Genomic DNA, 12303 nt, shown 5'->3' on the forward strand with positions numbered 1-12303 from the left:
TCGCACGGGTTGCGCGTTTTCAGGCTGGATCAGATCCAGTTGCTAACGTCTTCACACAGCTCATTAAGGAAGCTGGCAGAGTCTTGGCTGTCCTGCTCGTAAAACGCTGTGAGGGTGAGTAATGCAGCTGAGGAGACGTTTAGAAGTGCGGCCAATTCGACGATGCGTTCTAGCGTTGGCGAGTGGATTCCTCTTTCCAGTGCGCTGATATATGTCCTTACGACGCCCGGTTCGAACGCCTCTTGCGTCATTCCGCGGGCCTTTCGTATCTGTCTCAAGGCCTTACCAAAAGCGAGCTTCACGTCCATCCTCAAAACACCCCGAGCAAATCCGGACATGAGAAATTTGCTCGGAGGTATTTTCTACACTGTATACCATTCATTTTTATGGGATCGCTGGTATCCTCTCTGCGACATACCGGACACCTAAACGTGGAGACATTTCATGATTGGCGACATCAATGACGCAATCCTGAGGCTAAAAAGTGACGCTGGCGACCTGCCGTTCACCGGCTATCTCACGAATGCTCACGTCAAAGATCCTCCAAGCGTTAAGGGCGAAATTTGGCGGCATATTCGAGCCGAACCCTCCGGGAAATTCGCAGACGGTCATCGCGTCGAGACATCGCGAATGGTTGAGATTGAGGTCCGTGGCGAGAGCATGTGGGTGGTTACCGAGCAGGGAAGTCGGTATGGCATTCTTTCTATCAGCCCGATCGGTTGGATCTATTTCAGCAACATCCTTTGTATTAATGAGCGTCTCAATCCAGCGCCAGCGCAAACTCCTCGATTCATAATGGATCTCCAGGCTGTTGATTCGCCGCTGCCGGAGCTTCGCGGCCTTCGGAGGAGATCGCCCAAGCAGCCCGATCCTGCTGCTGTGGCGAACTCTTCGTCGATTCGTCGTGTTCTGGATCCGAGCGCGCAGCCGCCCGAGGTTGAAAGTACGGAACGATTGATCGAAGCCTTGAAACGAAATGGCGTGCGCTTTGTGACGCATTAACGATTTGTTAGGACGTACCTATGACGTAGGTTCGGCAGAAATTCTGCCTGAGTCGTTATCGGCCAGTAACGGGCGTTTCTGGGGGGAGAAGTCTGCCCCAAAAGAATTGTGCCAATGCTGGCCTCAACGCATAGCGAACGGTGGGGAAAAGTGCACTTTAAAGAACCCATTCACCCTGGTAAATGATCTTGCCCAGGCCATGTCTGCGATATTCGACAGGGTCACACTAGAGATTGCCTTGGGTGGCACCAGTCCAGTCATCGGCGGCTGGTCGGACCCAGCCAACTAGGGAATGCTGGTCACTAGCGATGCTGTTGGGTGCAACAGCGGCGTGTATTTGTTTGGTAGCCGAATAGCTGCTCGCGGTAAGCCCTAGGGGTCGTCACTATGGTCGTGGAGGCATCAGCGATGCTTCTAGCGTGCCAGGTAAGCAACGAAGCCAAGCCATTTAGGTCGACCACGCTTTCATTAAGCTGCTGGCGCCGAGGATTTTCATAACCCGCTTCATGTTGTAGGCGAGTACCTGTGCATGAATGGCGTTAGGAACCGCTTTTGTCCGACTTCTGCCGGTCAAGGTTACCCAGAATGCGGGTCTAGTCCGATGAAAGCGACTGGTGACATCCATGCAATACGCAAAAAAGAATTTCACCGGCCGTAACGCATTTTTTTTACGTAACGTAGATGTGTTACAAGCAAAAAAAAGCGTTACGTCACGGTGGCTAGGGGCCGTGAGAGGGTTCCGAGTCGAAAAATTTCAGGACTGAGTGCCGTTATCCACAATTTCTAGGCATGGGTGACTAGCATTGTGCAAAATTTGCACTTTCCAATTGGCTGATCTGGGTATATCGGTGCCGCCATCGCCCGACAGCGCTGGCAGACGCGATATCGGCTCAAAGCACTCAGTCAGTAGTCAGCCTCTACACATGTCTTGGAGACCTTAGAGGTGGTTGTATCGCGAATCAGAGCCCGCCGCTCATCTCCACAGCGCGTCGGCGGAGACGCGCGATCGTAAAGCTGCTCTCCGGATGTGAGTACCTCATTCGATATGGCGGTGAGGCCATACGACTTGAGCGTTCGGTCGAGAATAATCAGGCTCGTTTGGAAGGGTGGCAGCGCGCTCGTTGCGACGGAAATCTGGTTACGCACGCAGAGCGCTTTCTACGGATTGAGGAACTGGTCGCCAAAGTGGGGCGGTGAGGTAGCACTCGCTCGTATATGTATACGGTGTACACTCCTCAGCGCCGCAACTATGTTGTGAGAATGCTCAATTCTGCTCAAGGCTCGCTGGAGAATTTCAGTGGATCGATATAGCCAACTTGCATTGTCATCTGGGTGACTGCTAATGCGCGGGCATTCCTTGCAACCTTTGGTTAAGTTCCGCATCGCGGGTCTCTAATAGACACATCACTCTAACAGCGTTAAGTTGGTTGCATTCAGCACTGCCTATTCAACCTGTAGTTGATCGAATTCTGTTACGCCCTAGCAATAATTACAATACCTCTGGTTGGCGAAGTTTGCTAATACGCTTATGTCACGGCGGTCTATAAATCAAGCATCTCTTTCCGCACGCTCAGCGAAAAAGGATTCCAGCCACTCTTCAACGTAGGTCTCCACAGTCCCCCAATCTATAATTTTCATCGCGTCTTCGGGAATATTTGACTGATAGGCTTCAATAATCTCCCAGGCCTTGGTATCGAGAGGTGTATTTTCTGGTAACTCATCAACCAAATAGTCTGCAACATCCCGTGCGTTCCAATCTTTGTCAGCAAGAATCTCCAAGCAACCTTCCAAGCTATTACCAGCAAATAATTGACTCATACAGTCTTCAACTCAAAAATGATTTAGAGTATAGTATCGAAGCTGAATATTATTGGCAATAGGTATAAAAACTTTGAAGAATTTCCGTTAGTTAATGTGGTCCTGTGTGTGGCTAAAGAAATTATACTCAATAATAAATACTAGTCACGTATGAGGGGTTTTATGGGTAACAATTGCTGGGTTGCTGGGTTGCTGGGTTGCTGGGTTGCTGGGTTGCTGGGTTGCTTGGTTTAATGTGGCTCATGTTCCACTCTGTTCTCAAAATCCAAGATGACGCACGCTATTTATGAATATTAATTTTTAGAAAAACAAGCACCTACTAGGTAGGCATTGTGCTGAAGTAATATGATCGATTCTAGCAAGGTCGGGTTTCTGTGGCGGGCTAACAACCTTCTCCATGTTTTCAGCTGAAGTCGTATTTATGCTTCAGCAGGGAAGGTTTGGCTGGGCCGCGACAACGATCAGTGCACATGTGCTGGGGGCTCTGTTTATGATCTCCGCAGCTTACGGCCTAATAAATCGCCTGGCTTAAACGAGGCGGAAGGGTATTTATTTGCCCTTCATCCTCACCACTGGCTTAGGGAGGAGGCAGATCCAATTGGGCATTGACCTCCCAGCTAACTGGATTCAACAAGTTAACCCATGCCAACTTCAACGTTAAAAGGTATGTTCCCTGCACGCTTACCGCCGACCGCCCGTAAAATCGGTATTCGCCTCCCACCAGAATGCGGTTCCGCTCGTACGTGAGTGGAGTATCTGGAATTAGGAAGAGACAAATCTTGAAAGCTTGGTCCTGACCCTAAGCACTAGTCTCGACTTCGTTGAGAGCCGCACTTGGCATATAGACCGGTTCAATTCTGGCGACCGCCGCAGCGTCACTGAACACGGCATAAAGCTCAACGCAATGTAGCGCCAACGATGAGCGTTCTATCGAAGAGATTGCGGCAGATGCGCTGCGCATCGCAGCCACCCATCATCGATGGGCCTGAACCTGCTATGGAGGTTGCACGATTGCTCGGCATAATACGGCTTAGAGCGGCAGTGTATAGAAGAGCGGATATTGCTCGGATAGGGGCCTTCGATTAACTTGCCGTTTAGCCGCTGTAAGTTGAGTTATCCCGTCACGCACGCTAGATCCTGGAAAACCGATAAGCCGTGTAATGAACTCATGCCCTCTCGTCCGCCCGGTTTAGCCGCAGAACTCACCATGCTCATTAGATTTTTTCGGCCGGTCCGCAGATTCGCCAAAACTAGCAGCGTGGTCAACTGAGCCGCGTTTTATCAACCGGCGACCGCGTGATCGTACGTAATCAACTGGCGTTTTATTATTCGAATGAATGCCTGATCTCGACGCGTGTCTGAGTTTTACACTATCGCTCACGGTAATCCTGAGCAAGCTCAAGTAACCCTAGCTTAAGTATATGCACTAACGAGGTTCTTCATTGGGGGGGGACATAACGACGGCTTCGACCAAATTGATCCGCAATTTTTTTTGCTGCATCACCGAATCGCTTTTCAAAAGCCTCGCGCTCCTTTCGAGATAAGCCTTCAATTTTTGCTGCCGATATTACGCGATGCTCAGCCAGCTCATCCTGGTTTTTGGCCTTCAGGTAAGCGCAGGTATCGAACCCATCTGGACGTTCCGGACCATTCTTAGCGTCCTGATCAATCTGATTTCCCATTTCAGGTTAGCTCCGTCAGATGACAACCCAAGGGTCGTCTCGGGTTTTGGATGATATCAGGTCTGTAGGCCCAGACTGCTTGATCAGCTGCATATCGACTAAATACTGAAGTGACGTCTGATCACAACTTAGCGGATCACCTGATCAACTGCACCTCTTTTTTGATTTTATTGAACAGGGTAGTCCCTTGGTCGGCGGGGGAAGGGATTTGTGCAGAGTCATCTTTTTTGATGACATACCCTATACCCCGGCTATCTAATGCACAGCCAAGCGCAGAGTGAGCTACAAGCATCTCTCGGGCATCCTCGGCGCTACAATATTTTTTTCCGCTGGTTTGAATCGTATATAGTATGCGTTTGCATATGTTCAATAGGTCAGACTTTACTTCGTTCGTTGCAATCAAAACATTTTCGAGGCCTTCTCTGTCTAGATCGAGTTCCGGAGTGAGTTGAGTATTCGGGTTTATTAAAACTCCACCTAGTATCACTCCGCTAAACTCACCGATCTTAATTTCAGATTTACCCATCGTTGATTTAGTTTTGGCTTGAGGTATACCGCCGTGCATCCCCTCGGAAGCGTTGGCTAAAAGCGAAATATGTATGCGGCGAATTTGCTCTTCTCGCCAATTTGTGAATCTCTCGGCGTCTTCAGGAGGTATTTCGAAGTGCTCGATTTTTTGTTCGTGACTAAATTCAGCAATTTTAACCGTAGAGTTTTTCCTGGCTCCTTTTATGAGGTTGCTTTTTTCGTCATAAGCCACAATGCTTGAGCTAACGGTTTTTAGAACTATGCAGCGATCGCAATTTTGGGTGAGTTTTATGTACATGCGCGTGCCTTTTTTATTGATTTTTTATTTTTCAATTATAACATATGCGTTTGAAGTTAGAGTTAATTTTTCTGTTTGAAAGTATTGTTTTCAATTTCCGTGAGTTGCACTGTGGGTTTGAAATTGTGCTTTTTCGATGGGGAGTAAACGTTGTGGGTGTATTAGTAATCCTATTTCATTCAAGGCTTCAACAAGGCCGTTATCGCGAAAATACATTTGAGTCTTATTCAGTTTCTCCTCTAGGTTTTCTATGGTCAGGTTTTGAATCGAGATGGTACCTGATGGCTTGATATTGGTCGGTGGTAGTAAGAAAATTTTGAATGTCGGCGTCTGAAAATGCTTTTGCAAAAGGCGTAGCATGTTTTTGGTGCCAAGGTTGACAATGCTTTCCCAGGTCTTCATCTCGTTTTTGCCAGTGGGGCGGGTTGCGGGCATAAAGTTAAAGTTAAATATGAAGCCAATTTTATAATCGTTATCGGTTTCTATAGATATTACACCTTCTCGATTGTTTCGATTAATGAATTCGCGAGCTTGATTCGACAGAGATGTTACAGAGGTCATCATGCCTACGCCTACAGTTTTGACGTCTCGCTCAAACTTTGATACTGCTGGAAGCGTAGGGTTCGCACCGAGCCCTAGGGTGGCTTCGTCGCGAACTGGGGAGTAGTTTAGTCTTCCACACAGGGCCCCGAACGTTAGCACTGTTGACATGATCTTACTTCCGCTCATCCATCGGCCGTCCTCAGAGTTAAGCTTATAGCTGAGACCTTTGATTTCTCCTATTGTGCTGAGGACGGGTTTCATCTGCACGCCGCGTTTTGCCATTGCATGTACGAAGTCACTTACCGTTTCAATGTGACTAGAGAGAATGCTTTTAGCAATGGCACGAATGATCGATGCTTGGTTTTTGTTATTTATATTCTCGCCAGGGGAAAGAGTTGGCGTTAACTCATACTTATGCTCTAGGGTTCGTACTACCTCCATACCACGCTCGAAATCGTTGTTGTTGGCCAAAAGTCCATAATGGGATGCTAAGCCACTCTCGTCGAATCGTAACTGTACTCGGCAAAGCGCGATATGGACATGGCTATGGTCAGTATCGTTATGGCGCGCTGCAACCCACATCATGCTATTATCCACGCCCATATCCTTCAAGAACTCCTGCGTGAGTGATTCAAACTTAGTATGTGTGAGCCAGTCCTGGGCGGGGAGAGATAGCACATGATGTTCTATAAGCTTTTCCCCGCTGCCCTTATAGCGTTGCATTTGTATATTGAACTCTTCTTCTAACTCTCTGGTGTCGACGATTCTAATATCGCCTCTGTATCCTTTGTACGGGGAGCCACTCAGTACACTTCCACCGAGGTACTCGATGAGCGGTCGTTTGTCGATCTCTTTAGAATTTGCCGCGAATATGTAGCGTATCAGAGTTTCGCAAGATCGGAATGTGTGAGCTTTTTTGTAAATCATGACATGTGCCCATTATTGTTATTATTGGTAATTTAGAGGAGTTTCGGGGTGGCAGGTTTAAACGTTTTTCCTTTTGATGCAAGGTGTTCAAGCTCTGATAAACTGATGGTTAGCTCAGCGGGAAGTCGAGCGTTTTGGCTAAGTAGCCTCAAGCCTTCAATTTTGTTTAGCAAGTTTTCTATGTAATCATTTCGAGACTCAATTTCGTGAATTATATATCGCTCGTACCCTGTGTTTCTTTCTAATTTGTCTAATGTATAATCCTTGATGAACCGAGAAAGGCTTTTGTATTTGCCAGTTTCGGCCTTGAACTGAACTTGCTTGAATTCCCTTTCATTGAGATGCATTGTTATGCGTCGCGATGCTTTTTCCATGTCCGGCTTTCTTGGTCGGCCACTTTGTTTCTTGGTTAGGTCGATGATCATGCTTTTTCTCTTGTTGTTATTATAAAAGCGCAGAAATCGAAGATTTTGAGCACTAGCCGTTTCATGTGCCAAAAATTTATTTTTGAAGCTTGAAACATAGCTTGCTGAAAATATCTTTATCTAATTATACATTTAAATTTCAGGACTGTGGTGATTCGCTTTTGGGTTTTTATATATAATGCGATCATTGGGTAGTTTCGACGGGATTGGTCCTTGCTACGGTTGCTTGCGAGTGTTGTGAGGATTAGGGTTGTGTTTATCTTTTTGCTAAGTAGGTTCCTGTTGTTTGAAGTGTTTTAGCTGTGGCAATCTCGTACTTTTTTCTACTGGCTTGGACTATTAGGTTGAGACTTCACAATTTAAATGGGTTGGTGGATGTCGATGGCTATTATTGTTTGTTGGCTTCGGGCAAAAATCGAGTCTTCTTTTTTTTAATTGAAGTTTTATAAGCAAGCTCGGAGTGTCGTGGCCCGCTACGCGGAATATACCCAGCGGCCGGATTGAGTAATAGGGGGGCAATTGGTAGATTTTTAAAAAAAAAGTGAAAAATATTTCAAGGGTTTAGATTAAGTATCGGGTAGACAAACTGTGCTAATATTGAATTGCAACAATCCTGTTGCTTTAATAGATGGCTGGCACCGGGGAAGACTGGTAGTTTCGCTGGCGATTGGTCAGCGAAATTTAATTTCAAACACCGGGAGTTCATAATTTTTGTTAATCATACTTGGCCGTAGCTGGCGCCCAGTCGGTCATTTGATAGAAAGGGCACTGGTAACGACCGCCCCTCGCTGGGTATTTTCGCGCAGCGGTCGGGATTCAGCTTGCATCGCCGTAGTTTCCAACAAACTCTCCAATCGTACAGCCGAGAGTGGCTTCGCATCGTAACGTCAGAATGCATTATTTTGCTTCTCACAGCCACACCCGCGATGAACCCTTAGTAAGAAAGCATGCAGAGATTGGGACGTTTCTAGGGCGCTCTGTTAATGGTCGAAGCGAGTCACGTAATGACTTTGTGGCAGGCATCTCTTAGCTCGCCTATGCTCGTCCTCGCCAACACATATGGTGCAAAGCCATTTAGAATTCAGGGAGCGGGCGTGATCACGCAATTAAATTGCAGCCAACGGCGAATTATTCTTCTGAGGAGTTTCGCTAGCGTATTAGGTAACTAGGTCGAATTGTGCGTCGCCGCTGAGCATCGTGTGAAGAGAGAAAAGATCCGTCCTTGCGCTCCACTTCCCGATTATCCCGTTATCAAACTGATCAGAACTGCATTCTGACGGTAGCACCATTGGTGAATATTCACCAACTCCAGTTTCTCAACTCAAGATTGGTCATCACCAAGGTGGTAGGTGGGGGTAGCCTGCTTCGACAGGGGGGGTTATCTATTCGGTTTCGGAAGACAAGAAGGTAGAGGTGGAGGTGTTTACTAAGTATCTGGCTTTTCGCTACCAATGCAGGCCTGCACGCAGTTACCCTATGATCTTGCCATTTTCTGCATTGAGACAGGATTTCAAACGTAATGAGATGGGATATGGAAGTCCGGGTTAGGTTTCACGGTGTGGGCCAGGGGTTGTTCAGTTCGGGGAGCATTTGCCCGCTTCCGAAGTCTGGCGGTAGTGATTTCAATTGGGTCTACGATTGTGGAATTGATTCGGCGCAGCACTATCTCGAAAGCTCGCTCAGCGACTTGGCTCACATCATTCAGACGCCCGGAGGGCGGCGGCCCTACCTTGACCTAGTGACCATCTCCCATTTCGATTCGGATCACATCAGCGGTCTCGTGAAGCTGCTGGAACGCTTCGATGTCGGTGATCTTTTGCTACCGTACGTACCCTTGTGGCAGCGGCTTGTTATCGGTTTTCACGCCCACCGGGCGCACAGTTCACGATTGACTAGATTTTTGGTGAATCCGGTTGCATTCATCGCTGCGGTTCCTGAGGCTAACGTCAAACGTATTTTGTTTGTATCAGGCAATTCTTCTATCGATGAGCCGCCCCCAGAACAAGACGGTCCACCTCGACGACCACTACAACTACCAGTGGTAAACGATAGGGATGCGGATTTTCAAGATTCAGGTTCTATCCCCGTGAAGGTTGAAACCGAGGATTTGAACGGTCTGAGTAATGTGGATGACAAAAGATCTGATTGCGAAAATATGGTGCGGGCAGCAGGGAGACGGACGAACGTAGCATTCCTTACCTACGGTACAGGGCTCCTGATTGCGGGGTGTTGGGAGTTTTTGCCATACAACGATGCGCAGTTGGCGCCGATTGCTTCTCGAATATTTCGTGATCGCGTTTCACATCTTCGCGGCAAACTGCTGGGTAGCGTAAAAGCTGTTACTACCCGTGCCTTGAAGGAATTAAAGGACCTTTATGGGAAAGAATTCAGCTTTAAGGGCCAGAAAGAGAATCAGAACCTCATCTCGCTGTTTCTTTACGGTGGCCCCATAGGATCGAAACTAGGCAAAATGCGGGCCTGGGGTTCGGAAGTAGGCAGGCCATTGCCCCCTCGGAGGCTATGGAGTATGCCAATTTCGATACGCAAAAGCGGCGTGCTCTATACCGGTGATGGTTACCTCAATACACCACTACGGTTTGATAGCATGGAGGCTTTTCTGGGGGCTCACCGCGTGAGTGGTCTCTCGCTCCTACAAGTCATGCACCATGGGGCTAGAGCAAACTGGCATGCCGGTTTAGCCGATAAAATACAGCCTATGTTCAGCGTGTTTAGTTCCAATCCCGATCACCGGGGATATCGTCATCCACATACTGAAGTGACCACGGATTTTGCTTCCTACAGGCCCCTGCAAGCGAGTAAAGGATCGGCTGTAGACATTGCGTGTTTCCGGTTGCGATAGGCGGGCATTGAATCTGCCCTGCGGACCCCACATGCGTGGGATGCTATTGAAAAACCTCTACCGTGCGCCTTACACTACGCACCATCACCTCGATGGTGTGTGGTACCAGAGCAACCACGGTCAAGAAGTCGCCTCCTTGATTGATCGGCTCTAAAGGTTTTCATGACCTTCTCTCTCCAAATCCTTTTTGACCATTCCCTGTTGCCTGGGGCGATGCGGTGCTGTGTGCCGTGGTTTTTGGAGAGATAAAATCGATGCTAGAATTTCTTCGCGCTACCCGTGAAACCTACCTTTTGGCTGATCGCCCAGGTGACGCTCCGTCTGATGTAAATCGCAAATGGTCGATCCGTATTGGTGGACTGCATCAGGCCCATCTGCGTGATGCTGTTAACAGATTGCGTCAGCAGCACCTCCCGCGCGTTGACAAACCGTCTAAAAAACGTTCCCTCAAACCAACTGCTCTGCTGGACTCTCTCGCTAAGGCGCTCGGTGCGAAAAGCTATGACCAATGGCTTACGGTTGAGCAGCCCAAAATCATTGCCCTGCTAAACGAGCACGGAATGACGCGTCCCGTTGATCTCATCAAATGGGCGACACCAGCCTTCACACCTCTTGCTGCTCAACAGGTGGCCGACAGATTGTTCAACTCGGGGATAGACGTCCCTCAACGGATGTTTACCGGCGTGGGATCACCATTGTTTGCCGCATCCGGTTACGGTCGAATCGATATCGATACGCTTGCCGGAAAATATTTCGCTAACGACAAGCAGCGGTACAAATTCTGTGAGCAGTACAGTGAACAGGTGGTGCTTCGCGCCGTACATATGAGCGAAAAAAGCGCACTGAGTTACCTCGATTTGACTGGGCGGATGCTCATGCTCAACGCCGTCAGGGAGCACGTCGACGGTATGTTCAACTTGCTGGGTAGCAATCTCATGCAGCCATCGACTGGCGATCCAGTGATGCGGGTTTACAACACGACTGAGAGCGACCGGGAGTGGGACCTTTGTCTGTTTCGACTGTTCCGTGCGGAGATCGAGAGCAGCGGCGCAGGCTGGGTCGAGGTGATACCGGTTCCTGGCAACGTAAATCTGATTTTCCTGAAAGGGCAGGATGGCGCCTTCGACTGGGTGATACGTGACCAGCGCGATAAGGTACTTTCGACGAATTCGCTGCACCCTTTCTTCGTGCAGGGTGAAATTCCGACAGCAATGGACCACGGCAAGCTGTTGGGGCATCTGTATTACTCGACAGCAATCTGGCGTGAGCGGTTAGAGCACGACGCCGAGTCTCGGCATTACTCTAACGGTGGTACTGCGGCCAATTGGCCTGGGTACCAGGCATTGATTGAGCGTGAACTAGTAGCTGCGCAGGGTTTTCAAATGCCTCGCCAGCCCTCGGGTCGTGTTAACGGCGATTTTTTCGCGCATCGTATCAATGAGCGCTGTTTGATGGTGTCGCCGCTGATAACGATTACCGAATTCCAGGCATTTAGCTCGCGAACCGGTTGGTGTAGCTTGCGTGCAGAAAAGGCACATCTGGCTCACTTTGACCAATTTGATGATCTGGAGGCTCTAAACTCGTGTGACCTAGACGAACTTCCCATAGCCCTAACATGGCTCGATGCTGTGGCGTATTGCCGTGACTTTGAGAAACTCAGTGGATTGCCAGTCCGTCTTTTGACCATCGAGGAGTGGCGCCAAATCACTCCACCGCCATCTATCAACTTTCGAGCCATCAACACTGTCCGCAGTTTTATGGTGAAATCGGGTGAGCGTCCGAATGACCCTATCTATGAGCAGATGGGGTGGGGCGTCGTCGGTAGTGATGGAGAACTGGGTGCGAACTCTAGCGATGTAGAGCGTGTGGACGGTGTCATGCGATTCGGCGCCAGTCTGAACTGGGTAAACAATAGGGAAGGCCTGCCGTTTCTTTCGACGGCGGGATTTGCTGAGTGGCTTGCGGATCACCGCCATCAGCAAGCCCCCGCAGGCTGCGCGGCAACCCACCAAAGTATTAGGGGGGGAGGAGTTGAGCGAGCGTTATGCCCTGTTCACAGCAGCATGAGCTACAAAGGTGCCAAAGTGGGCTTTCGGTTGTGCTACGTGGCCAATGCCGATGCGTAATCATCTTTGTTATGTAGATACGAGACCGGCCAGTAATACGGATCGTCTGCCTTATATCGACGGCGGCCTTCATTCTGAAATTAAAGGGATTTTT

9 protein-coding genes and 1 pseudogene are annotated in these 12303 nt (G+C 48.8%); 4 read left to right on the forward strand and 6 right to left on the reverse strand.

The annotated features are described in order from the left end of the window. Positions 1 to 29: 29 nt before the first annotated feature. The gene (locus HBO19_RS03580; RefSeq protein ID WP_170056897.1) at positions 30 to 308 is read right to left on the reverse strand and encodes a helix-turn-helix transcriptional regulator; all 279 of its coding nucleotides are present in this window, start codon (positions 306 to 308) and stop codon (positions 30 to 32) included. A 136-nt stretch (positions 309 to 444) separates the two neighbouring features. Here HBO19_RS03580 and HBO19_RS03585 point away from each other — a divergent pair, with 136 nt between their 5' ends. Then, positions 445 to 1002, forward strand: coding sequence for a hypothetical protein (locus HBO19_RS03585; RefSeq protein ID WP_170056898.1), 558 nt, complete (start codon positions 445 to 447; stop codon positions 1000 to 1002). A 1548-nt stretch (positions 1003 to 2550) separates the two neighbouring features. Here the strand turns inward: HBO19_RS03585 and HBO19_RS03590 are convergent. Beyond that, on the reverse strand, positions 2551 to 2820 hold the full coding sequence (locus HBO19_RS03590) for a hypothetical protein (RefSeq protein ID WP_170056899.1): 270 nt from the start codon (positions 2818 to 2820) through the stop codon (positions 2551 to 2553). 352 nt (positions 2821 to 3172) lie between these two features. On the opposite strand from HBO19_RS03590, the pseudogene HBO19_RS03595 reads away from it, so the two are divergent. Next, positions 3173 to 3352: pseudogene (locus tag HBO19_RS03595) on the forward strand (CrcB family protein); the annotation flags it as partial. 907 nt (positions 3353 to 4259) lie between these two features. Here the strand turns inward: HBO19_RS03595 and HBO19_RS03600 are convergent. The 4 genes from HBO19_RS03600 to HBO19_RS03615 all read right to left on the reverse strand — a co-directional run bounded on the left by HBO19_RS03600 (position 4260) and on the right by HBO19_RS03615 (position 7223). After that, the gene (locus HBO19_RS03600) at positions 4260 to 4502 is read right to left on the reverse strand and encodes a hypothetical protein (RefSeq protein WP_170056901.1); all 243 of its coding nucleotides are present in this window, start codon (positions 4500 to 4502) and stop codon (positions 4260 to 4262) included. A gap of 136 nt (positions 4503 to 4638) precedes the next feature. Then, the gene (locus HBO19_RS03605; protein ID WP_170056902.1) at positions 4639 to 5328 is read right to left on the reverse strand and encodes a hypothetical protein; all 690 of its coding nucleotides are present in this window, start codon (positions 5326 to 5328) and stop codon (positions 4639 to 4641) included. A gap of 90 nt (positions 5329 to 5418) precedes the next feature. Further along, positions 5419 to 6798: a relaxase/mobilization nuclease domain-containing protein gene (locus HBO19_RS03610; RefSeq protein WP_170056903.1), complete on the reverse strand. Its 1380-nt coding sequence runs from the start codon at positions 6796 to 6798 to the stop codon at positions 5419 to 5421. 32 nt (positions 6799 to 6830) lie between these two features. Next, on the reverse strand, positions 6831 to 7223 hold the full coding sequence (locus tag HBO19_RS03615) for a hypothetical protein (RefSeq protein WP_073638102.1): 393 nt from the start codon (positions 7221 to 7223) through the stop codon (positions 6831 to 6833). Between the two features lie 1531 nt (positions 7224 to 8754). On the opposite strand from HBO19_RS03615, the gene HBO19_RS03620 reads away from it, so the two are divergent. Beyond that, positions 8755 to 10083 carry a hypothetical protein gene (locus HBO19_RS03620; RefSeq protein WP_170056904.1) on the forward strand — a complete coding sequence of 443 codons (1329 nt, stop codon included), beginning with the start codon at positions 8755 to 8757 and terminating at the stop codon, positions 10081 to 10083. A gap of 254 nt (positions 10084 to 10337) precedes the next feature. Continuing rightward, positions 10338 to 12209, forward strand: a complete 1872-nt coding sequence (locus tag HBO19_RS03625) for a hypothetical protein (protein ID WP_170056905.1) — start codon at positions 10338 to 10340, stop codon at positions 12207 to 12209. Positions 12210 to 12303 lie beyond the last annotated feature (94 nt).

Source organism: Pseudomonas sp. WS 5021, from assembly GCF_012985535.1.
Taxonomy (GTDB): domain Bacteria; phylum Pseudomonadota; class Gammaproteobacteria; order Pseudomonadales; family Pseudomonadaceae; genus Aquipseudomonas.